Origin of the sequence: Streptomyces xiaopingdaonensis, assembly GCF_000262345.1 — a bacterium.
Classification (GTDB): domain Bacteria; phylum Actinomycetota; class Actinomycetes; order Streptomycetales; family Streptomycetaceae; genus Streptomyces; species Streptomyces xiaopingdaonensis.
The window spans coordinates 1-23,467 of the sequence record NZ_AJTQ01000073.1 but is presented as its reverse complement, the minus strand read 5'-3'; the positions used below and the strand labels follow the sequence as shown (position 1 = coordinate 23,467).

At 74.3% G+C, this 23,467-nt stretch carries 13 protein-coding genes; 4 read left to right on the top strand and 9 right to left on the bottom strand.

Annotated elements, in window-relative coordinates; all coding sequences use genetic code 11:
* Positions 1-107: 107 nt before the first annotated feature.
* The gene (locus tag UWG_RS0106355) at positions 108-752 is read right to left on the bottom strand and encodes a response regulator (protein ID WP_016906365.1); all 645 of its coding nucleotides are present in this window, start codon (positions 750-752) and stop codon (positions 108-110) included.
* Between the two features lie 428 nt (positions 753-1,180).
* On the opposite strand from UWG_RS0106355, the gene UWG_RS0106350 reads away from it, so the two are divergent.
* Positions 1,181-1,939, top strand: a complete 759-nt coding sequence (locus UWG_RS0106350; RefSeq protein ID WP_016906364.1) for a S1 family peptidase — start codon at positions 1,181-1,183, stop codon at positions 1,937-1,939.
* Positions 1,940-2,339: 400 nt separating this feature from the next.
* On the opposite strand, the gene UWG_RS33340 is transcribed toward UWG_RS0106350, so the two are convergent.
* The 5 genes from UWG_RS33340 to UWG_RS29555 form a co-directional block, all read right to left on the bottom strand.
* Positions 2,340-2,858: a hypothetical protein gene (locus tag UWG_RS33340; RefSeq protein ID WP_016906363.1), complete on the bottom strand. Its 519-nt coding sequence runs from the start codon at positions 2,856-2,858 to the stop codon at positions 2,340-2,342.
* Between the two features lie 82 nt (positions 2,859-2,940).
* The gene (locus UWG_RS0106340) at positions 2,941-3,771 is read right to left on the bottom strand and encodes an ABC transporter permease (protein WP_016906362.1); all 831 of its coding nucleotides are present in this window, start codon (positions 3,769-3,771) and stop codon (positions 2,941-2,943) included.
* Positions 3,768-4,790 carry a daunorubicin resistance protein DrrA family ABC transporter ATP-binding protein gene (locus UWG_RS0106335; protein WP_016906361.1) on the bottom strand — a complete coding sequence of 341 codons (1,023 nt, stop codon included), beginning with the start codon at positions 4,788-4,790 and terminating at the stop codon, positions 3,768-3,770. The genes UWG_RS0106340 and UWG_RS0106335 overlap by 4 nt, the downstream gene beginning before the upstream one ends.
* Positions 4,787-4,990: an MbtH family protein gene (locus UWG_RS0106330; RefSeq protein WP_016906360.1), complete on the bottom strand. Its 204-nt coding sequence runs from the start codon at positions 4,988-4,990 to the stop codon at positions 4,787-4,789. Before UWG_RS0106330 ends, UWG_RS0106335 begins: the two co-directional genes overlap by 4 nt.
* 42 nt (positions 4,991-5,032) lie before the next feature.
* Positions 5,033-15,637 carry a non-ribosomal peptide synthetase gene (locus tag UWG_RS29555; RefSeq protein WP_016906359.1) on the bottom strand — a complete coding sequence of 3,535 codons (10,605 nt, stop codon included), beginning with the start codon at positions 15,635-15,637 and terminating at the stop codon, positions 5,033-5,035.
* Between the two features lie 290 nt (positions 15,638-15,927).
* Here UWG_RS29555 and UWG_RS0106320 point away from each other — a divergent pair, with 290 nt between their 5' ends.
* On the top strand, positions 15,928-16,203 hold the full coding sequence (locus UWG_RS0106320) for a hypothetical protein (RefSeq protein ID WP_016906358.1): 276 nt from the start codon (positions 15,928-15,930) through the stop codon (positions 16,201-16,203).
* Between the two features lie 733 nt (positions 16,204-16,936).
* Here the strand turns inward: UWG_RS0106320 and UWG_RS32975 are convergent.
* From UWG_RS32975 to UWG_RS0106305, 3 genes are all read right to left on the bottom strand, one after another.
* Positions 16,937-17,101, bottom strand: a complete 165-nt coding sequence (locus UWG_RS32975) for a hypothetical protein (RefSeq protein ID WP_016906357.1) — start codon at positions 17,099-17,101, stop codon at positions 16,937-16,939.
* A gap of 593 nt (positions 17,102-17,694) precedes the next feature.
* The gene (locus UWG_RS29550) at positions 17,695-20,439 is read right to left on the bottom strand and encodes an ATP-dependent Clp protease ATP-binding subunit (RefSeq protein WP_016906356.1); all 2,745 of its coding nucleotides are present in this window, start codon (positions 20,437-20,439) and stop codon (positions 17,695-17,697) included.
* Between the two features lie 477 nt (positions 20,440-20,916).
* Positions 20,917-21,837 (bottom strand): NADP-dependent oxidoreductase, encoded by a 921-nt coding sequence (locus UWG_RS0106305; RefSeq protein WP_016906355.1) that lies wholly within the window; start codon positions 21,835-21,837, stop codon positions 20,917-20,919.
* A gap of 293 nt (positions 21,838-22,130) precedes the next feature.
* On the opposite strand from UWG_RS0106305, the gene UWG_RS0106300 reads away from it, so the two are divergent.
* The gene (locus UWG_RS0106300) at positions 22,131-22,775 is read left to right on the top strand and encodes a TetR/AcrR family transcriptional regulator (RefSeq protein WP_016906354.1); all 645 of its coding nucleotides are present in this window, start codon (positions 22,131-22,133) and stop codon (positions 22,773-22,775) included.
* A 203-nt stretch (positions 22,776-22,978) separates the two neighbouring features.
* Positions 22,979-23,467, top strand: a 489-nt coding sequence (locus tag UWG_RS29545) for a glycosyltransferase family 2 protein (RefSeq protein ID WP_016906353.1), incomplete at its 3' end; no start/stop codon positions are given.

The window sequence follows — 23,467 nt, the reverse complement described above, 5'->3', positions numbered from 1 at the left end:
CTGCCCCCGCCGAGGCAAGCAGCTCGGGGCCGGCGGGCGGACGGGGCACCGAGTCGGAAGCGGCGTACGGCTCGTGCCGACGGACGGGCCGTCCGGCTTCCGGGGCTTCAGGCCAGCCCGGCGTCGTGGGCGACGAGCGCGACCTGTGTGCGGTTGGCGGCGTCGAGCTTGGTCATGATCCGGGTGAGATGGACCTTGACCGTGGACTGGCTCACGGACAGGTCCGTGGCGATCTCCGAGTTGCTGCGGCCGCGGGCTACCGCCACGGCGACCTCGCGCTCGCGAGCGGTCAACTCCGCCGTCCGGGCTCGCGCTTGCCGGACGGCTCCGCCCGCGGCGAAGGCGGCCAGCAGCCTGGTGGTGATGCGCGGTGAGAGCATCGCCTCGCCGCGTGCGAGGACCCGTACCGCGTCGGCCAGCTCGCGCGGCGAGGCGTCCTTGAGCAGGAACCCCGCTGCGCCGTGCCGGAGCGCGGCGTGGACGTACTCGTCGACGTCGAAGCTGGTGAGCACCGCGACGGCGGGGGGCTCTGACAGTGCGGCGAGCTGCCGGGCGACCTCCAGGCCGCCGACGCGGGGCATCTGGATGTCGGTGAGCACCACGTCCGGGCGGTGCTCGTCCACGAGTTCGGCCGCCACCGAGCCGTCCTCGCCCTCGGCGACGACCTCGATGTCCGGCTCGGCGTGGAGGATCAACCGGAGGCCCCTGCGCACCAGCTCCTCGTCGTCGAGCAGGACCACCGTGACCGTCACTCACGCCACCACCTAGACCGCGTACGGGCAATATCGCCTGCACACGGTATCCGCCGCTGCCGGTGTGCCCCGCCGGCAGCGACGCGTCCCTCGGCGCCACCCGTCGCAGTCGCCCGCGACCGGCGGCGTCGCCCCGTCAGCCCGCGGCACGACGCGGCCGGCTCGCCGTACGACTTTCGGGCAGTGCGTCCAAGCGGAGAGAGCGATGTGCCGAGGGTGCCGACCGGTACAGGATCGACGGCGCCGGGTCGGACCGGGTCCGAAGTGGGCGTCCTTTTCCGGGAGTTCGAGAGGACGCGGGCGAGGGACAGCGGTGCTGTGCGTGCGGGCGCCGAGCGGCCCGTAGCGGACGGGATCGGTCCAGGCCGGTCCCTCCCACGGCCCGCTTCGGGCCGTGACCGAAACACGGACGAGACGCAGGAGGACGGATGAGCAAGCGCGGCAGGGCAGCAGTGTGCGCGGTGGCGGGGGCGATCACGCTCACCATGGCGGTGGCACCGTCGGCGTCGGCGATCATCGGTGGACACGACGCCACCTCGCCGTACCCGTTCATGGCGAGCGTGCAGAAGGACGGCCAGCACTACTGCGGGGCCTCCCTGATCGAACAGGACTGGATCGTGACCGCCGGGCACTGCACGGTGGACGTCGAGCCGGAGGACCTCTCCGTGCGGGTCGGCGACCACGATCGCACGAAGGGTGCCGAGGCGAAGGTCACCGAGGTCGTCGCGCACCCGGACTTCTCCTACGAGCCGTTCCGCAACGACGTGGCCGTCATGAAGCTGGACCGCCCCGTGGACGCGGAGCCCATCCGGCTGGCCGCCGATTCCGGGCCGACGGGTACCGGAACGCGCATCCTCGGCTGGGGAATGACCTGCGAGGACGGCAGCGAATGCCCGAAGCCGCCGATGCGCCTCCAGGAGCTGGACACCCGGATCGTCCCCGACGAACGGTGCAGCGAGGACTACGAGGCGAAGAACGAGCTGTGCACCGACAGCCCCACCGAGAACGCGCAGGCGTGCATCCTCGACTCCGGCGGACCGCAGATCAAGGGCCGCCCCGGCGACTGGGAACTGATCGGGGCGACCAGCCGCGACGGCGACGCCGACCCGAAGTGCGCCACAGGACCGGGCATCTACACCGACCTGACCGCCCACCGCGACTGGATCGAGCGGACCACCGCGGAGTGAGCGCTCCCGTCCGCCGGGAGGGCGGCGACGAGCCGGTGGTCCGTCCTGGTGCACCGCACTCCACGATCGGCGTCCACGACGGCGTCGGGGCGCCGAGGAGGAGCAGCACGGTGTTGCGGTGTGGCGACCGTCCCGGACGATGAAACCGAGGGCCGGCCGGGAGGGGCACAGTGCTGTACGGAAGCGTTCGCCTACTTCCGTACGGCCGCCCTCACGCGCCTGTCGCCACGGGGACGACTACAGCAGCAATCGCCGAGAGATGGCCCCGACCGCGAGGATCGCGTCGAAGATCGCCCGCTCTACTGCGGAGCACGATCGACTCGAGCTTCTGCCGGCGGTGTTGCCGCCTACGGCAACCCATCAGGATCCCGTGGGCGGCAGTAGGTACGCCCGTCACGGTTCACCGCTCCGCACCGGACTGGTACTCGGAACGAGGCGTACGCGAACACAGCCATGAACGGGGCGGCGACGAGCGGCAGCGCCACTTCTGGCTCCGGGCGACAACGAGCGCCGCGACGACGACGTGGCCCCAGTACGGACGCATCACTCTTCCCATGGCAGCGCAGGAAAGAACCCGCACCTGCTCAGCCCCAGCACGTGGCCGCGGCGGGCGCGGCCCGGCCGAACGTCGGGAGAAGTGCTCGAACCTGGCGGCGGAGCCGTCCTCCTTCGCGTTCCCGCCCTCGTCGGTGCGCTCGAAGATCCGGATGCCGTAGGTGACGCCGTCGTACTCGGCGGAGCCGTACGTCTGGACGCCGTCGTCGTCCTGGCTGAGGTTGCGGACGATGACGTCGTACTCCTCGCCGCTCGCGTGCCAGGCGGTGTTCGTCGGGTTCTCGACGAAGCCCTCCCGGTTCTCCGCCTTCCTGACCGAGCTCTCGATCTCCTTGCCGTTGCTTTCCCCGCCAACGCCCCGCACGTTGCCGAACGCCGCCGGCGCGGCGACCGTCCCGCGCCAACGCGCCCCCGGCGCCCGACGATCCGGCGCGGCCCCGGCGCCGTCAGCCGCGCGCGATGCGTCGGTAGCGGCCCACCGCGAGCGGCATGAAGACGGCGACGACCGCGAGGGCGCACGCGACGGCGTACCCGGTGGCGTGCTGGGCCGGCCAGGACGTCGAGGCGGGTAGTGCGGCGGGGGCTTCGTTGCTGAGGAGGGCGCGTGCCGCCGTCGCGGTCGCGGTGACGGGGTTCCACTCCGCGACGGCGGCGAGCGGGCCCGGCAGCGAGTCGACGGCGACGAAGGCCCCGGAGACGAAGGTGACGGGGAAGAGCCAGACGAGCCCCGCGCTCTGGGCGACCTCGGTGCTCCGCGCCGTCAGCCCGATCGTCGCGCCGACCCAGGACATGGCGAAGGCGAAGAGCAGCACCAGCAGATAGGCGCCGAGCGCCCCCGCCAACCCGCCCTCCACCCGCCAGCCGATGAGGAGCCCGCACAGGGACGTCACGGTGAGGGTGACGGCGCTCATCGTCAGGTCGGAGAGGGTCCGGCCGAGGATGACGGAGCCGCGCGGCATGGGCAGCGCCCGGAAGCGGTCGACCATCCCCCCGTCCATGTCGGCCGCGAGCCCGACCGCGGTGAAGGAGGCGTTGAAGGTGACGGCCTGCGCGAAGATGCCGCCCATGAGGAAGGAGCGGTACTCGTCGCCGCCGAGGCTGCCGCCGAAGACGTAGGCGAGGAGCAGCACGAACATCAACGGCTGCACCAGCGCCGCGATCAGGGCGCCCGGGGTGCGCCGCAGGTTGACCAGGTTCCGCTCGGCGACGACGAGCCCGTCGCGCACGGTGCGCAGCGGCCCGGAGGCGGCGCGCGGGGCGAGGCTCAGCGCCGTCATGCGGGCGCTCCGCTGCGCCGGCGTGCGTGCGGCCGCGTGCGGCCCTCGTCCGACGGAGCGCCCCGCGCCTGCGCCCGTCCCGTCAGCGTGAGGAAGACGTCGTCGAGGGTGGGTGGCGCCAGCGCCGCGTCGCGCACCTCCACGCGCGCCGCCTCCAGCGCGTCGAGCGCGTCCCGAAGTCCCCGCGTGCCGCGGTCCGTCGGGACGGTGACGGTGCCGGCGCGCGCGTCGGCACCGGGCGCGTACGGGCCCAGCCCGGCGAGCGCCTCGCACGCGGCACCGGCCGCGGACGGGTCCGCGAGGGCGACGGTGACGCGCTCGCCGCCGACGGCGGCCTTGAGCCGCTCCGGCGTACCGTCGGCGACGACCCGCCCGCCGTCGAGGACGGCGACGGTGTCGGCGAGGTGGTCGGCCTCCTGGAGGTACTGCGTGGTGAGGAGCACCGTCGTGCCGTCGGCGACGAGTTCGTCGACGGCACGCCAGGTCTCCGCGCGCCCGCGGGGGTCGAGTCCGGTGGTGGGCTCGTCGAGGAAGACGACGGCGGGGCGGGAGGCGAGGGCCCCCGCGAGGTCGAGCCGCCGGCGCATGCCGCCGGAGAAGCCGCCGCTCGGGCGGTCGGCGGCCGCGCCGAGGTCGAACCGCTCCAGCAGGTCCGCGGCCCGGCGGCGGGCCGCGCCGCGGCTCATCCCGTACAGCCTGGCGACGAGGCGGAGGTTCTCGCGCGCCGTCAACCGCTCGTCCACCGCCGCGTACTGGCCCGAGACCCCGATGCGGGCACGGACCTCCGCCGGCTCGTCGCGCACGTCGCACCCGGCGACCGAGGCGCGTCCGCCGTCGGCGCGGAGCAGCGTGGTGAGGACGCGGACGGTGGTGGTCTTGCCGGCGCCGTTGGGCCCGAGGAGGGCGAGGACGGTGCCGGCGGGGACGCTCAGGTCGACGCCGCGCAACGCGTGGCGGCCCCCGAAGCGGCGGGTCAGCCGCTCGGCGACGATCGCGGCGCCGGCGCGCTCGCCGCTCACCGGGAGGCCAGCGCGCTGCGCGGCGTGAGGTCGGTCCAGTGCGCGTCGACGTAGGCGAGGCACTCCTCGCGCGAGGCGGGGCCGTGTACCGCCCGCCAACCGGCGGGGATCTCGGCGAACTCGGGCCACAGCGAGTGCTGGCCCTCGTCGTTGACGAGGACGCGGTGCTGGACGGCGGGGTTGTCGAAGGGGTTGGTCATCTCTCTTCACTCTTCTCGACGGACGGGTGGAGGGCGGCGCTGTCACCGCCGCCCGAGTTCCTCGGCGAGGACGGGCCCGATCACCGCTCGGGAGTCGGGGTGCGTCATGAGGGCATGTGTGCAGGGCACGTCGTGCACCCGCAGGACGCCCTCCGTGTGCGGGTGCCACATCGCGGGGCTGAGGCCGCCGGACGGGTCCTCGTCCGCGGCGCGGAAGAAGAGGACGTCGCCGGCGAAGACGCGGGGCGAGTGGTGGCGCATCAACCGCGCCTGTGCGGCGAAGTTGGCGACCATGGTCTCGATCGTGCCGGGCTCCAGAGCGCCCAGCGGGCTGCCCGCCTCCCGCAGCGCGTCCCGCACCGCGGCGGCGTCCAGGTCCTCGTCGCTCTCCCGACCCGACGCGTCGAAGCCGAGGTTGGCGAGGAGGGCGCGGAAGACGGTGCCGCGGCCGGCGTCCTCCAGACCGTCGAGGGGCGCCTTCGGGTAGGCGTCGAGGAGGGCGAGCAGCGCCACCTCCTCGCCCGCCTCGCGGAGTTGGACGGCCATCTCCTGCGCGACGTTGCCGCCGAAGGACCAGCCGAGCAGGTGGTAGGGCCCGTGCGGACGCACGGTGCGGAGCTCCTCGACGTAGCCGGCCGCCATCTCCCCGATGCTCTCGGGGAAGGGACGGTCGCCTTGCAGGTTGGGGGTCTGGAGGCCGTGGACCGGGCGGTCCTCGAGGTGTTGGAGGAAGCCGGCGTAGGGCCAGGCGAGGCCGCCCGCCGGGTGCACGCAGAAGAGCGGCGGGCGGGCGCCGCGGGTGCGCAGCGGCAGCAGGGTGGCGAGGTCGGCGCCGCGGGTCGCCGCGCCGCTCTCCTCGGCGGCGAGCGCCTCGGCGAGCGCGGCGGGTGTCGGCGCCTCGAAGAGCGCCCGGATGCCCAGCCCCACGCCGGTGGCGCCCTCGACGCGGGCGAGGAGCCGCGCCGCGAGGAGGGAGTGCCCGCCGAGCGCGAAGAAGTCGTCGTCCGCCCAGACGCGTTCGGCGCCCAGCACCTCCGAGAAGAGGGTGCAGAGCAGGTCCTCGCGCGGGCCGGAAGGAGGCGTGCCCGTCTGCCGGAGGAGGTGCTCGTCGGCAGGTTCGGGGAGCGCGGCGTGGTCGAGCTTCCCGTTGGGGGTGAGCGGCAGCCGGTCGAGGAGGACGAAGGCCGACGGCACCATGTAGCCGGGGAGTTCCCCGGTCGCGGCGGCGTGCAGCGCACCGCGCTCGGGGGCCGCCGCGGCACCGTCTTCGGGGACGACGTACGCGACGAGCCGCCCGCCCGCGTCGCCGGAGGCGTCGCGCACCGCGACCGCGGCCCGCGCCACGCCCGGCAGCCGCTCCAGCACGGCGGAGACCTCGCCGGGCTCCACCCGGAACCCGCGCACCTTCACCTGCTCGTCGGCGCGGCCGCGGAACTCCAGCCCGTCCGCCGTCCACCGGGCGAGGTCGCCCGTGCGGTACATCCGCGCCCCGCCTCCGGCGAACGGGTCGGCGACGAAGCGGGCGGCGGTCTCGCCCCGTCGGTTCAGGTAGCCGCGCGCGAGGCTCCCGCCGGAGAGGTACAGCTCGCCCGTGGCGCCGGGCGGGGACGGGCGCAGGAAGCGGTCGAGCACGTACGCGCGCGTCCCGTCGACGGGCTCGCCGAGCACCGGGCGCTCGGCGCGGTGCAGCGGGAGGCAGAGCGTGTCGACGGTCGCCTCGGTCGGCCCGTAGAGGTTCCACGCCGTCAACCCCGGTTCGTCCCGCAGGCGTTGCCACAGCGCGGACGGCACGGCCTCGCCGCCGAGCGCGAGCACCAGCGGGCGGTGTCCGCCGGGGCCGCACAGGCCGGCGTCGAGGAGCGCCGACGCGTGGGTCGGCGTGGTCTCCAGCACGTCGATCCGCTCCTCGCGCACCATCGCCGCGAGGGCTGCCGGGTCGCGCCTGGTGTCGGAGTCGACGACGAGGAGTTCGTGGCCCTCCAGCATCCACAGGACCGGGTCCCAGGAGGCGTCGAAGGAGAGCGAGGCGGTGAGCGCGACGCGCAGCCGCCGTCCGCCCGCCGCGGCGCACGCGGGCGCGAAGAGCGCACGCCTGTGGTGCTCCCACAGATGCGTCAGCGAGGCGTGCTCGACGACGACGCCCTTGGGCCTGCCCGTCGAACCGGAGGTGTGGACGACGTACGCGGCGTCGCCGGGATCCGGGCCCGTGAACAGCGGTGCGGGCGCCGCGAGTTCGGCCTCGGTCCGCGGCGCGGCGAGGTCCACGACGTGCCAGGGGCCGTCCGGTACGGGCGCGGCCCCCGCGGTCACGACGGCGGCCGGGCGCGCGTCGTCCAGGACGGCGGCGACCCGGGCGGGCGGGAGCCCGTCGTCGACGGGGGCGTAGACGGCGCCGGCCGTGAGGACTCCGAGGAGCGCCGTGAGCGAGGCGGTCGAGCGGGGAAGCACCACCGCGACGGTCTCGCCGCGCCGTACGCCGCGCTCCCGGAGGAGGCGGGCCAACGCGGCGCTCTCCCGGGCGAGTTCGCCGTAGGTGCGGGCGGAGGCGCCGGCGCGTACGGCGACCTCGTCCGCGCGCGCGGAGGCGGTCGCGGCGAAGCCGGCGACGACGGTCGGGTGGGCGGGCGCCGACGCGCCGCCGTCGCCGCGGGCGAGGAGGTGCGCGCGCTCGTCGGAGGCGAGCGGCTCGTGCGCGCTGAGCGGGGCGTCCGGTTCCGCGAGCGCGCTGTGCAGGAGGGCGGCGAAGGAGTCGGCGAGCCGCTGAGCGGTCGCCGTGTCGAAGAGGTCGCGGCTGAACTCCAGCACGCCGGTGAGCGCGCCCGCCGCCTCCTCGGTGAAGGCGAACGAGAGGTCGAACTTGGCGCCTGCCGTGTCGACGCCCTCGACGGAGGCGTGGAGCCCCGGCAGGTCCAACTCGGGCCGACCCGCGTTGTTCAGCGAGAGCATCACCTGGAAGAGCGGGTGCCGGGCGAGCGACCGCAGCGGCGCCAGGCTCTCCACCAGCGCCTCGAAGGGGAGTTCCTGGTGCGCGTAGGCGGCGAGGTCGGCCCGGCGCGCCCGCGCGAGGAGCGCACGCAGGTCCGGGTCGCCCTCGGTGCCGAGGCGGAGGACGAGCGTGTTGACGAAGAAGCCGACGAGCCCGCCGAGCACCTCTTCGGAGCGTCCGGCGACCGGGCTGCCGACGACGGTGTCGGTTCCCGCGCCGTACCGGTCGAGCAGCGCGGCGAGTAGGGCGTGGAGCGCCATGAACGTACTGGCGCCCTCCTCCTTCGCGAGGGCGGCGAGCCGGCGCCCGTCGGACGCGTCCAGCGGGATCGGCACGCTGCCGCCCTCGCCGCTCGCGGCCTCCGGGCGCGGCCGGTCGCACGGCAGGGGGAGTTCGGCGGGCGCGTCGGCCAGCGTTCGCTTCCAGTAGGCGAGTTGGCCGGCGTGGACGCTCTCCGGTTCTGCGGGGTCGCCGAGGAGTTCGCGCTGCCAGAGGGCGTAGTCGGCGTACTGCACGGGGAGCGGCGACCAGTCGGGGGCGCGTCCCGCGCGGCGCGCTGCGTAGGCGGCGGCGAGGTCCTGCGCCAGCGGTCCCATCGACCAGCCGTCGGCCGCGACGTGGTGCACCACCACCAGCAGCGTGTGGGAATCCTCTCCTTCGGTGAACAGCTCGGCGCGCAGGGGCGGTTGGTGGGTCAGCGCGAAGCCCCGGCGCGCGGCGGCCCGCAGCAGCCCCGCGGTCTCGCCGGGGCCGCACCGCGTGACCGGCAGCGGGGGCCGTGCGTCGCCAGGGGCGAGCACCCGCTGCACGGGGGTGCCCGGTGCGTCCTGCGCGTCGGGGAAGACGGTGCGCAGGCTCTCGTGCCGCGCCACGACGTCGCAGAGCGCCGCACGGAGCGCAGCGACGTCGACGCGGCCGCGCAGCCGGACGGCCATCGGCAGGTTGTAGGAGGCGTCCTGGGGGTGGAGGCGGTTGAGGAACCACAGCCGCTGCTGCGCGGAGGAGAGCGGGACGTGCGCCGGGCGCTCGTTACGGGCGCGCAGAGCCGGGCGTCCGCGGGTCGCGCCGGTGAGGCGGCGTGCGAGGCCGGCCGGGGTCGGGTCCTCGAAGAGGGCGCGGACGGGGAGTTCGGCGCCGAAGGCGGCGCGGACGCGGTCGACGATCCGCGTCGCGAGGAGCGAGTGCCCCCCGAGCGCGAAGAAGTCGGCGTCGCGGCCCACGTGTTCGGCGCCGAGGCACTCGGCGAAGAGCGCGCACACCAGCTCCTCCTGCGGCGTACGGGGCGCCTCGCCCGCTGCCGGTCCGGCGGGTGCGGGCTCGGGCAGCGCCGCGAAGTCCGTCTTGCCGTGCGCCGTCAGCGGGAGCTCGTCGACGAGTGCGAGGTGGCTCGGGACCATGTAACCCGGCAGCCGCGAGGCGGCGAACGAGCGGAGCGAGACGGCCGACGGTGCGGCGCCGGCCTCCGGGAGGACCCACGCGACGAGGCGTCCGCCGCCCGGCGCCTCCCGCACGGCTGCCGCCGCCCGGCGTACGCCGGTGTGCGCGGCGAGGGCCGCCTCGACCTCCCCGGTCTCCACGCGGAACCCCCGCACCTTCACCTGCCCGTCCGCACGGCCGACGAACTGCAGCTCCCCGCCCGGGAGTCGGCGCACCAGGTCGCCCGTGCGGTACATGCGGCCGCCGGGCGGGCCGTACGGATCGGCGAGGAACCGCTCGGCGGTCCGGCCGTACGCGCCGTCGTAGCCGCGCGCGAGCCCCGCGCCCGAGAGGTAGAGCTCGCCCGTGGCGCCGGGGGCCGCGGGGCCGAGGTACGGGTCGAGGACCCTGGCGCGCACGCCGGTGACCGCGCGGCCGAGGTGCGGCGGCCCGGGGGTCACGGGCGCCGCGGTGCTGTCGACCGTCGCCTCCGTCGGGCCGTAGAGGTTCCACACGGACACCCCCCGCAGCGCGGCCAACTCCCCCCACAGGGCTTCGCCGACGGGCTCGCCGCCCAGCGCCACCACCGTCGGCCGCGGGCTCCCCGGCGCGAAGAGGCCGCAGGCGCGGAGCTGTTCGAGGAGGGAGGGGGTCGTCTCGACGACGTCGATGCGGCGGGCGTGGAGGAAGGCGACGAGCGCCTCGGGGTCGCGCCGCGTCGCCTCGTCCACCGTGTGCAGCTCGTGGCCCGCGACCATCCACAGCAGCGGGTCCCAGGACGCGTCGAAGGTCGGCGCCGCGGTGAGCGCGACGCGCAACGGGCGGCCGCCGTGGGCGCGTTCGGCCGGTTCGATGAGCCGGCTCCCGTGGTGGCGCAGCAGGTTCGCCAGCGAGCGGTGCTCGACGACGACGCCCTTGGGCGCGCCCGTCGAACCCGAGGTGTACAGGACGTAGGCGGCGTCGGTGCCGCACGGCCCCTCCTCGGGCGGGAGCGGCGCCGAGGCGGTGCGCTCGGGCGGCGGGGCGTCGAGGTGGAGCGCGGGCGCCTGCCACTCGGGGAGCGCGCGGGCGCAGGAGCGCTCGGTGAGGAGCGCCGCGGGGCGCGAGGAGCGCAGGATCTGCGCGTTCCGCTCCGGCGGGTGCGAGGGGTCGAGCGGCACGTGGACGGCGCCGGCGCGCATCGTCCCGAAGACGGCGGCCACTTGGCGTGCCGAAGGGGGCAGCGCGACGGCGACCCGGTCGCCCCTGCGCACGCCCGCGGCGGCGAGGCGGTGCGCCACCGCCTCCACTTCGACCGCCAGGTCGCCGAACGGAACCGCCCGTTCCGCGTCGACGACGGCGGTACGCGCGGGCGTCACCGCCGCCTGCGTCGCCAGGACGTCGCAGACGCTCTGCATCGGCGCCGGTTCCGCCGGTTCCTCCGCGCCTCCGGTGTCGAGTGCCGCCTCGCGCTCCTGCGCCGTGAGCATCGCGAGGCGGCTGAGCGGGAGTTCGGGCTCGGCGAGGGCCGAGCCCAGGAGCCGGGCGAAGTGGGCGGCGAAGCGGCGCGCCGTCGCCTCGTCGAAGAGCGCGCTGCTGTACTCGACGGAGCCGGTGAGCCCGGCCGGCCGGCCTTCCGCGTCGTGCTCCTCCGTGAGGTCCCAGGTGAGGTCGAACTTGGCGGTCGGCCGCTCCGCCGCGACGGGCTCGGCCCGCACCCCCGGCAGCCCGACGTCCTGGCGCGGTGTGTTGTTGAGCGCGAGCATCACCTGGAAGAGCGGATGGCGCGCGAGGGACCGCGGCGGCGCGACCCGCTCCACGACCTGCTCGAACGGCACGTCCTGGTGCGCGTAGGCGGCGAGGTCCGCCTCCCGGGTACGGCGCAGGAGTTCGCGGAACCCCGGATCGCCGCCGGCGTCGACACGGAGCACGAGGGTGTTCACGAAGAACCCGACGACGTCGTGGAACTCCTCCGCCTCGCGCCCGGCGACCGGCGTGCCGACGACGAGGTCGTCCCCGGCGCCCAGCCTGTGCAGCACGGCGGCGAGCGCGGCGTGCAGCACCATGAACGGGCTGGTGCCCGCCTCCCTGGCGAGCGCGACGACCGAGCGGTGCACGGCCGCGTCCAGACGGAGCGGGACGCGGCCTCCGCGGGGCGCGGCACGCGGCGGCCGCGGCCGGTCGGAGGGGAGCGGCAGCTCCGGCGGGGCACCGGCCAACGCGTGTGCCCAGTAGTCGAGTTGCCGCGCCGCGAGCGAGTCGGGGTCCTCCCTGCTGCCGAGGCGGGCGCGTTCCGCGAGCGCGTGGTCGGCGTACTGGGCCGGCAGCGGCGGCAGTTGAGGCGCGCGCCCGGCGCGGCGTGCGCCGTAGGCGGCGCCCAGGTCGCGGAAGAGCGCGCCCATCGACCAGCCGTCGGCGGCGATGTGGTGGAACGTCAGCGCGAGCACGTACGTGTCCGGGACTTCGGCGAGCGGAGCGACGAGCGCCTGTACCGGCGGCCGGGCGGCGAGGTCGAACTCCGGCACCGGCAGCGCCTCGGGGCCGGCCACCGCTGCGACGACGTCGAGCGCGACCCCGCACTCGTCGGCCGGCAGCACCACCTGTCGGACGCCCTCCGCGTCCTCCCGGTAGACGGTGCGCAGGGCCTCGTGCCGCACGACGAGGTCGGCGAACGCCCGCTGGAGCGCGGCGGGATCGACCTCCCCTTCGAGCCGGACGACGGCCGGGACGTGGTACCGCTCGCCGCCCTCCCCCATGCGCTCCAGCAGCCACAGCCGCTGCTGCGCCGCCGACAGCGGGAGCCGCTCGGGGCGTTCGGGAGCGGTCGGCCCGGGTTCGGTCTCCTCCGCCGTAAGGAGCGCGGCGATCCCCGCGACGGTGGGCGAGGCGAAGAGGGCCCGCACGGGCAGTCGGACGCCGGTCTCCTCGGCCAACCGCGCCAGCAGCCGCGTTGCGAGGAGGGAATGGCCGCCCAGCGCGAAGAAGTCGTCGTCCCTGCCTGCCTCTTCGAGGCCGAGGAGCCCGGCCAGCACCCTCCCGACGGTCTCCTCCGCGGCCGTCCGGGGCTGCGCGCGCTCGCGGGGCGCGGGGACGCGCGGGGGCGGGAGCGCCGCGGTGTCCAGCTTGCCGTTCGGGGTGAGGGGCAGCCGGTCGACCGCGGCGTAGGCGGTGGGCACCATGTGCCCCGGCAGCGCCGCCGACAGCGCTTCCCGCACGGCGAGTTGGTCGCCGCGCAGCGCCGTGCCCCGCTCGTCCTCGGTGGGGACGAGGTAGGCGGCGAGCTCGCCGTGCTCCGTACCGCCCCGCAGGACGACCGCGGCCTGCGCGACGCCCGGCAGCGCGGCGAGCGCCGACTCGACCTCGCCCGTCTCGACGCGGTGCCCGCGGACCTTGACCTGGTCGTCGCTGCGTCCGACGAACTCCAGCACGCCGTCCTCGCCCCAGCGCGCGAGGTCGCCCGTGCGGTACATCCGCGCCCCTGGCGGGCCGAAGGGGTCGGCGAGGAAGCGGTCGGCCGTCAGCCCCGGCCGTCCTGCGTAACCGCGGGCCAGGCCCTCGCCCGCGAGGTACAACTCGCCGACGGCGCCGACCGGGAGCGGGTGCAGCGCCGCGTCCAGCACCTGGGCGCGGGCGCCGCGTACGGGTCGGCCGATCGCCGGTGTGCTGCCCGCGATCCTGGTCGTGACCGCGTCGACGGTCGCCTCCGTCGGGCCGTAGAAGTTGTAGGCGAGCAGTCCGGCTTCGCCCGAAAGCCGCTGCCACAGCTCGCCGTTGACGGGCTCGCCGCCGAGCGCCACCACCCTCGGCCGGTGCGCGCCCGGCCGCGTCAGGCCTGCGGCGAGGAGCTGCCTGAGGAAGCTCGGCGTCGTCTCGATCACGTCGATCCGGTGCGCTTCGAGGAACGCGACGGTCTCTTCCGGGTCGCGCCTCGTCGCCTCGTCGACAAGGTGCAGCTCGTGCCCCGCGAGCATCCACAGCAGCGGGTCCCACGCGGCGTCGAACGCGGTGGACGCCGTCAACGCGACGCGCAGGCGGCGCCCTTCGGCGCGCACGGCCCCGGCGTGCGACTCCGCGCGGTGGTGCTCCAGCAGATTGCCCAACGCCCGGTGCGGGACGAGCACCCCCTTGGGCCGGCCCGTCGAGCCCGAGGTGTGGACGAGGTAGGCGCCGTCCTCCGGCGTCGGCCCCTGCGGGGGCGGTGCGGTGCGGTGGGTCGTGCGGGGCAGCGGCGTGCGGGGTTGGTCGTTGGCGGCGCCGGCCGGCGCTTCGGCGCGGTGGGGCGCGTCATGCAGCGCCGCACGGACTTGGTCATCAGGGGCGCCGGTCGACGCTCCGGACCGGTGGGCCGCGTCATGCAGCCCGTCGTGGGCTTGACCGTCAGGAGCATCGCTCGACGCTCCGACACGGCGGGCCGCGTCACGCAGTCCGATGTGGGCTTGCTCGTCAGGAGCGCCGGTAGACGCTCCGGCGCGGTGGACGGTGTGGTGCGGCGCCGTGCGGATCCGGGTCCCCTCGGGAGCCCGCTGTGCCGCGGGCCCGTCGGGCTCGCAGAGGAGGAGCACCGGTCTCGCGTCGTGCAGGAGGTGGGCGATCCGGTCGACCGGAGAGGCCGGGTCCACCGGCATGTAGACGGCGCCCGCGCGCAGCACGGCGAGCAGGCCGACCACCGTGTCGACGGAGCGGGGCAGCGCCACGGCCACCGTCGTCCCCCGCACCGCGCCTTCCGCGTGCAGCACGGACGCCAACGCCTCTACCGCACCGTCGAGTTCGGCGAAGGTGAGGGCGCGCGTCCCGTCGCTCACCGCCGTCTTGTCCGGCGTCTCCGCGGCCTGCCGCGCGAGCTCCTCGGGAACGGTGGCCGGCTCCCTCCCGACGGGCGGCCCCGCGGCCAGGGCGAGCACACCGGCCGACTCGCCCGGGGCGACGGCCCGCAGGGACGCGACGCGGCGTGCGGGGTCGGCGGCGAGGGACTCGGTCAGGTGCAGGACGCGCTCCAGGTGACCGGCGAGCGCGGTGGGCCCGTGGTGCGCCTCGTCGGCGAGGACATCGACGCGGGCGCCGTGCCCCGAGCGCGGGTGCACCGCGAGGGTGAGGTCCTCCACCGGGCCGAGTGCCAGGTTGTGCAGCGTTCCGGAGGCCGGCCCGAACCTCAGGTCCTCGTCGAAGGCGAGCACGTTCACCGCCGGCCCCGTGAGCGGCTGCCCCGGCAACAGGCCGCGCTCGCGCCGGAGTTCCTCGACGGGATAGCGCTGGTGGCGGAGCGCGCCGCGCATGCCCTCCGTGACGCGCCGCAGCAGGCCGCCCACCGTGTCACCGGGCGAGACGTGCAGGCGCAACGGCAGGACCTGGGACATCATGCCGGGCGTCGCCCGGGCCGTGCGGCCCTGACGGCCGGTCACCGGCATGCCGAGGACGACGTCCTCCACGCCGCGCATCCGGTGGGTGTAGAGCGCGGTGGCCGCGACGAAGAGCGCCGGCCAGGCGACGCGCGCACCGCGTGCGGCCTCGCGGAGGCGGCCCCAACGCTCGGGCGCGAGGGAGGAGTTGTGCCCCACCGCCTTGCGCGCGGGGCCCGCCGCCGCTTCGGTGAGGCGGGCCGGGGCAGGGGCGCCGTCGAGTTGCCGGCGCCAGTACTCGGCGTCGCGGGAGCGGTCGGGGGACGCGGCGTAGCGGAGGTCCTCCTCGACCAACGGGGCGAGGGGCAGGGGGACTGCGGACGCGGAGGACCCTTGGGCGAGCAGGGTGTAGGTCTCCGCGATGCGGCCGAGGACGAGCGCGGCGCCGTAGCCGTCGAGGACGGCGTGGTGCGTCCTGAGGTAGAGGAGGTGGCGGCTGGGGGACAGGCGGAAGAGGGCCGTGGCGGTCACCGGGGCGCTGGTGGGGTCCGAAGGGATGGCGAGGTCTTCTCGCATGAGGTCGAGCGCGGTCGCCTCGGCCGCCGGGTGCCCGGACAGATCGGTGAGCGGCACCGCGATGTCGAGCCTCGGGTGCACGAGTTGGCGGCCGTCGTCCGGCCCCGTGAGGGTGGTGCGCAGGGCGTCGACCTCGTCCGTCACCCGGGCGACGGCCTGATCGAGGAGCGACGGGTCGAACTCGCCGCGTACGTCGACGTATTCCGCGATGGTGTGCGACGTGCTCTCCGGGGCGATCCGGTGCGCGAACCAGAGGGACTGCTGGGCGGCGGTGAGCGGCAACTGCGCCGCTTCCGCGTCGCTCCTCGGTGCCACCCCTTGCGAGAACGCCTCGGAACCCCTCACGTCCAACACCCCTCCACTCCGTGCAGACTTCCGTGCAGGCGTCATTCACACCTCACACACGCTTGCGTCAACCTGCATTCGCGGCGGTGGGTGACGCGGATTGCCGTGTGACATGGGTCATAAGTTCCCCCGCTTCAGCACAAGGGGGTGATGCACGACTGGAGTGCGTCTCCAACTTGCGTGTTCTGCCTGCGAGTTGGGCGTACGGGTCGAAGCACGGCCAATCCGCTGCGGTTGCGCCGCCGAATCCCTCATGCCGCACTTCCGCGAAGTCGCCTCATACACGAAGGAGTTCATGTATGCACCGCTCGTTGACCCTCCGCCGGACCGCCGTCACCACCTGCGTGGCGCTCCTCTCCTTCGCAGGCGGAACAGCCTCGGCGTCGGACCACCCCGGCCCCCGGGCGGACGCACCGGGCACGCAACAGGCGGCACCCGGCTACCGCGGCGCCCAGGGCTTCAACCTGTGCCTGCTGGCACGGTGCTCACTCGGTACGGGGAGCCCCGGAGTCGGGCTCTCCCAAACCCAGGGCGGCAACCTCTGCCTCCTCGCGACGTGCGCCGTCGGGACGTGAACGGGTGGCCCCTTCCCGGCACTCCGGGGCTCGTTCAGGTCGCTGCATGCGCGTGGAGCCGCGGACGCGACCCGTGTCCGTGCAACGCAGCACGGGCGGCAGCCGGCAGACGCAGTCCGGAACACCAACCGCACGTGGACCGCAGTGCGTGCGGACGCCGTCCCGCGTAGACGGCGCTGGTGCGGCGCCGCGACACTCGTTCGACCGAGCCGCCGGCGCCGCATCCCACGCGCCACACCCGTCAAAACTGCCGCGGTGGGACGCCGCTCGCGGGATTGCCGCAGGCCGCAACCAATGCGGGCGCCGCCCGCGGGATCAGCCGTGCGGACGCGCCCGCGCGGCGCCGCGCCACTCGTTCAGCCCGGACGCCGGTCATGACGGGCATCGTCGCGGATGCCCGCCATGCTGCCGCCCGTGCCGAGACAGCTCCTACGAACGCCGCCCGTTGGAACCAGGTCCGGAGCAAGTCGCCGCCCGTGGACGCCGCTTGAGCGGGCCCAGCTCGTGCGGGCGCGACAAGTCCGGGCCAAGCGGACGAGGAGAGCGACGGCGATCGACACACCAACCGCCGACCGCCCGGCGCGGGCCCACCCGACAACGCCGAGCCGCCACCGAACGGTCCCGCCCACGGCGACGGCCGGAGGCCGACCAGCCCCCAAGCCATCCACAGCGCCCGAACCCCGGAAGGTGACGCGCTCACGACCCGGTCCCACGAGATCCCCCACCGGGCCCCTCAAACGCGCTGCCTGCGCAGCATGACGAGCCCCACGACGCAGCCGATGGTGACGACGCCCGTCAGCACACTCAGAAGTACCTGCAGCACCCCGTCGAACGCCAAGCTCGTGGAGACGTTGACACCGAGCGCGACAACGAGAACCACCCAGAGAAGCGACTTCATCTTTCCCCCCGAACCACCGACAGCCGGACCGAATACCTCCCGACCGATCCTTCCTTGCCCCGACCTTCCCCGCGAGGGGGTCAGCCGGAGAACCGGGGGTACGGTCCGCCCCCGCCTCCGTTCCGGAACGCGGTCCGCTGCTCCTCGCTCAGCCGCCAGAGACCACGGGCCGAGACCTTCCTGGCGTCCCGGACCGTGCTCCACCACCCGTGGCCCGCAACGCTGACGCCGTAGCCTCTCGACCCGTGGCCGTAGCCAGATCGATGACTGGTGACCGTGGTCCGGTGATCAGTACCTGCGACCCGTGGCTATGGACGGCGCCCCTGTCACATCGCTGTGACCGGCGGCACTCTGTGGCCCGTGGCCGATGACCGGCGGTTGCGATCCCCGGCCGGGCCACGCCTCCTGTCCCTGACTCTGCTCCACAGCCGTCGGCATGACGGCGACCGGGGCCCGCAGCCCACGGCCGGAGCCCGCACCCGCCACCGTGCCCCCACAACCCGCAACCGCTACCCCTAGCCGGTTTCCCGAAGGCACGACCACGGGCCCTGGCCACGCCCCGCGCGCCCAATCCTCCCGCCACAGCAGGCGCGTTACTCGGAACCAGCCGCCGCACCGGCCCCCGAACCGGAACTTCCCGACCCGGCACCGGAGCCGGACCCGGACCCGGAGCCACCCGAGCCACCGCCCGGTCCGGATATCGCCCCTGTACCGGAGCCGGACGCCGGGCCCTCCCCGGAAGAGGAGCCCGACCCGGAAGCGGGGGCGCCCGCCGTCTCCGATTCGCGGGCCTCGAAGGTGAGTCGGTCGCCTTCGCTGACGTCCACCCTGACTGCGCTGTGCGAGGGGAGTTCCCCACGGAGGAGCTTCCTGGACAGCTCGTTGGTGACCTCGCGCTGAATGGTGCGGCGCAGCGGACGGGCACCGTACGCCGGTTCGTAGCCGTGGCGGGCGATCCAGTCGACGGCCGCCTCGGAGAACGTGATCTCGACGTCCTGGGAACGGAGTTGCTGCCTCGTCTCGTCGAGCATCATGTCCGTGATCCGGCGAAGCTGGTCGTCGTTGAGCTGGTGGAAGATGACGATCTCGTCGATCCGGTTGAGGAACTCCGGCCGGAAGTGCTCACGCAGCGGACGCAGGACGCGCTCCCTGCGCGCCTCCTCCTCCCGTGCCTCGCCTTCTTCGCCACCGGAGCCGAAGCCGAGGCGCGGACCGCGCTGCGAGATCGCCTCGGACCCGAGGTTGCTCGTCATCACGATGACGGTGTTGCTGAAGTTGACGGTGCGGCCCTGCGCATCCGTGAGCCGACCGTCCTCTAGGACCTGGAGGAGAATGTTGAAGACGTCCGGATGCGCCTTCTCCACCTCGTCGAGCAGGAGGAGCGAGTACGGGTTCCGCCGCACCGTCTCGGTGAGTTGCCCGGCCTCCTCGTGCCCGACGTACCCGGGGGGTGCCCCGACGAGCCGGCTGACGGTGTGCCGCTCCTGGTACTCGCTCATGTCGAGGCGGACCATCTTCTCCTCGCTGCCGAAGAGCGCCTCGGCGAGCGCCCTCGCCAGCTCCGTCTTGCCGACGCCCGTGGGCCCGAGGAAGAGGAAGCTGCCGATGGGCCGGTCCGAGGGGGCGAGCCCCGCACGGGAGCGGAGGACGGCGTCCGAGACGGCGGTGACCGCTTCCTCCTGACCGATGACGCGTTCCCGCAAGTGCTGCTCGAGCCCCAGCAGCCGATCGCGCTCCTCCTGGGTGAGGCTGCTCACCGGGATACCGGTCTGGCGAGCTACCACTTCCGCTATGGACTCGACGGTGACCTCGGCGATCCTGTCGTGCGGCTCGCTCCGGTCGCTGTTCTCCTCGATCTGCCGTTCCAAATCGGCGAGTTTGTCCCGCAGTTGGGTAGCCCGCTCGTACTCCTCCGCGCCGACGGCCTGGTCCTTGTCGCGACGGGTCTGCTCGGCCTCCCGCTGCATCGCGCGGACGTCGCTGTTCTGCGTCGAGGTACGCATCCGCACCCGAGCGCCCGCCTGGTCGATGAGATCGATCGCCTTGTCGGGGAGGAAGCGGTCCGTGAGATACCTGTCCGACATCTCGACGGCGGCGACGAGCGACTCGTCCGTGTACCTGACCTGGTGGTGGGCCTCGTACCGGTCGCGCAGCCCGCGGAGGATCTCCACGGTGTCGGCTGTGGTGGGCTCGGGCACCATGATCGGCTGGAAGCGACGGGCAAGTGCGGCGTCCTTCTCGATGTGCCGGCGGTACTCGTCGAGCGTCGTCGCACCGATCACGTGGAGCTCGCCCCTGGCGAGCGCCGGCTTGAGGATGTTGCTCGCATCCATGGCGCCGCCCTCACCGCCGCCACCGGCCCCGACGACCGTGTGCAGCTCGTCGATGAAGACGATCACGTCGTCGCTCTGGGACCGTATCTCGTCGATCAGCCCGTTGAGCCGCTCCTCGAAGTCGCCCCGGTAACGGGTGCCGGCGACGAGCGCGGAGAAGTTCAACTGAATGACGCGGCGATCGAGGAGGTTCTCGGGGACGTCGCCGTCGGTCATCCGCTGCGCGAGCCCCTCGACGACCGCCGTCTTCCCCACGCCGGCCTCGCCGATGAGGACCGGGTTGTTCTTCCCCCGCCGCGCGAGGACCTCGACGGTCTGCTCGATCTCCTGGTCGCGGCCGATGACGGGGTCGATGTCCCCCGCGGAGGCGAGTTGCGTGAGATCGCGCCCGAACTTGTCGAGGTTGGGCGTACGGCTGCCGCCCCTGCCGCCGGCCCGCATGCCCTGCGGGCCGCCGCCCTCCTGGCCGAAACTCTGGGAACCGGTGGCTCCTCCGGGACCGCCCGCGGACTTGCCCGGTTCGAAGCGAGCCGCGTCGAGGATGCGTCCCGCGGTGGAGTCCTTGTTGGCCGCGAGCGCCAGCAGCACGTGCTCCGGCCCGATGTACGTCGAGCCTGCGGCGCGCGCCACCTGGTGCGCGTCGAGGAGGGCACGCTTCGCCGAGGGGCTCACGGAGATCGACGTCCGGGAAGGCCCTTCCCCTGCGTGACCGTCGATCTCGGCGGCGAGCGCGTCCGGATCGGCGCCGGCGCGCGCGACCATGGTGTGCGTGGGTTCCGCCGCGAGTGCCGCTCTGAGCAGGTGCTCGGTCTCCAGGTCGCTGTTGCCGTGCTCGGCGGCGTAGGACGCGGCGTCGGAGACGAGCTGCCTGGCAGGTTCGCTCAACAGCCTCAGGAAGTCCTGCGCCCGCGAGTCGTACGGCCTCCCGGGACCCGCGGCGCCGCCGAAGAAACGGGCCAGGAAGTCGCCGAACGGGTCCCTGCCGTTGTAGTCGTCGGACCCCATGAATGAACTCATCGCTGCCACCCGCTGGCCCCGGCCGCACCGCGGCGGCAGGGGCCGGATCGGTTACATGCAATCTGCGGAACGGCGGGTTCCACGCCGTCCGGTTCGGCAAACGGAGTTCCCGCAGAACCGAGTGCCACCGGACGACAGCCCGGCACCCCGTCGCCTCGAAGAACCGGTGAAGCCACAACCGAGCCCCCTTCCCCACACCGCGAGAAACCCGAGAGGGCACAGGACATCCCAGCCCTCCGAAGCACCGACCGAAGTCACGTCACCCAACGGCAGCTCCGCACGACCCGGGCCCTGGCCACCGCGCACCCGCCCACGGCGTCCGAGCACACCGCGGCCCGGCGCCCCGCGAGCCGCCGGCCGACTGCCCGAGGCGCCGAAGCCCGACACAATCCGCACCGCGGCTTGCACCCGGACCCGAGGCACCCCAGGACGACCGGGCCCCGCTCTGGCCCGTCGCGCAACCGCTCAGACAGTGAGCACGATCTTGCCCCTGGTTCGCCCCGTCTGGCTGAGGCGCCAGGCCTCACCGGCCTCGGCGAGAGGGAGGACCCGATCGAGGTTGACGCTCAACTTGCCCTCCCCGGCGAGGTTGCCGAGCGCGGCGAGACCGTCCGCATCGGGCCTGACCCAGACGTAGTGGCCGCCCTTGCCCACCGCGCCGGGATCGGCGATCGACACGACCCTGTCCGGCCGCTTCAATACCTCTTGCGAGACATCGACGGCGCCGTCGCCGACGAAGTCGAGCGCCGCGTCCACGCCCTCGGGCACCAACTCGCGGACGCGCTCGGCCAGTCCCTCGCCGTAGGTCACCGCTTCGGCGCCGAGGGACCGCAGGAACTCGTGGTTACGTTCACTCGCCGTGCCGATCACCCGCGCGCCGCGCGCGACGGCGATCTGAGTGGCGAGCGAGCCGACACCGCCGGAGGCGGCGTGGACGAGCACCGTCTCCCCTGAGGCGACGTCCAGACGTCGCAAGGACTGGTACGCCGTCAGGCCGGCGAGCGGCAGGCCCGCGGCCTCCTCCCAACTCAGCGCGGCCGGCTTGTGAGCCACCATCCGCACGTGTGCGGAGACCTGCTCGGCGTAGGTGCCGTTCTGCGCCCAGTCCTTCCGGGCATAGGCCATCACCTCGTCGCCGACGGCGAACTCCGGGGTGTCCAGGCCGACTTCCTCCACGACCCCGGCGACGTCCCACCCCGGGACGAGCGGGAAACCGGCCTCCATCATCGAGTCGAGTCCGCCGGCAGCGAGTTTCCAATCGACCGGGTTGACGCCGGCGGCCTCCACCCTGATCAGAACCTCGGCCGGAGCGACCTTCGGCTTCGGCAGCTCGACGAGCTCAAGGTCGTCCGCGGAACCGTACTTCTCCAGTGCAATCGCCTTCATGCTGCTCACAATGCGCCGCCTTCGCTGTTCATTCCACACATCGCCGCGCCCACTTCCACCACCGGCACCACAGCCTCCGCCCCCTCAAGCCACCCAGCCGACAAGCCAAGCAACGAGCAGCCCGGAGCACCCCCGAAACGGGGAGCACTCCACGCTTCTCGACGAGAGGAACGCTACCATCGGAACCGGGGACCGCTCCACGCCTGTGGAAAACTCCCCACCCGCCCCAACCACCAGCAGCGACACCCCAGTTCGAGCCCCGGCGACGGACCCGCCCACCCCGAAGGAGCCCCATGCGCCGCGACGCGCAGCGCAACCGAGAATCCCTCGAGTCCTCGGCCCGCGAGGTCTTCGCCGAACAGGGCCTGCACGCACCGCTGGACGAGATCGCCCGCCGCGCCGGCCTCGGCAACGCGACCCTGTACCGCCACTTCCCCGACCGCGCGGCCCTCGTGGAAGCCGTCTTCCACGACACGTTCACCCACACCCTGGAGATCGGCGTCCACGCACGCGCCGCCGCCGACCCGTGGCGCGGCCTCGTCTCCTACCTGGAACGCCTCTTCGCCGGGCTCACCGAGGACCGCGGCGCCAACGAACTCCTCACCACGGAGTTCACCGGCGCACACGCCCTGCGCGAGCTCCACACGCACAACCGCGAGACGCTCGCACTCCTCCTCGACCGCGCCCAGCGCCAGGGCGCCGCCCGCACGGACGCCACCGTCGAGGACCTCCTCTTCGCCCTCGCCGCGCTCGGCCGCGCCGTGCCCGCACTGGCGAAGGTCCAACCTCAGGCGTGGCGGCGCCAGTTGCGCCTCCTCCTCGACGGTCTCCGCGCCTCGGACGCGTCCCCGCTCCCCGGCCCCGAACTCTCCGGGCAGGCTCTCGACGACGCGCTGCACGCCCTCGGCCCACGCCCGCACCGCCCGCGCAAGCCGTAGCCCGAACCGGCCGGCGAGCACCGCACCGGACACCCCGCCCGCCCCACCGGATCGCCCTCCCCGCGCCGCGCACACCTCGCCTCGGGTCGCCCCGCCCGACCCCGGACCACCCCTCCCGCCCAGCGCGCGCCGACCCACCGACAACTCGCGGCGGCACACCCGAAGTAGCCGGTTTTGACCGTTTTCCCCCTTAGGGTGACCCCGTGACTCTCCGCGACCCGGTCCCGCCGCCCGCACCTGCGACGCAGCAACAACAGCAGGCCGCCCCCGTCACAGCCGACCTCGTACTCCCCTGCCTCGACGAGGCCGACGCGCTGAGCTGGGTGCTGGAGCGCGTACCGCCCGGGTGGCGGGCGCTCGTCGTGGACAACGGCTCGACCGACGGGTCGGCCGAGGTCGCCCGCGCCCTCGGGGCCGAGGTCGTCCACGAGCCGCGCCGCGGCTTCGGGGCCGCGTGCCACGCCGGGCTCCGCGCCGCCGAGGCCGAAGTGGTCTGCTTCTGCGACTGCGACGCCACTCTCGACCCGTCCCTCCTCGCCGACTTCGCCTCCGACGTCGCCTCGGGCACCGCCGACCTGGTCCTCGGCCGCAGGAGGCCGCAGCGGCACGGCAGTTGGCCGCTCCACGCCCGTGCGGGGAACCTCGCCCTCTCCCACCTGCTCCGCCGCCGCACCGGCCTGCGCCTCCACGAC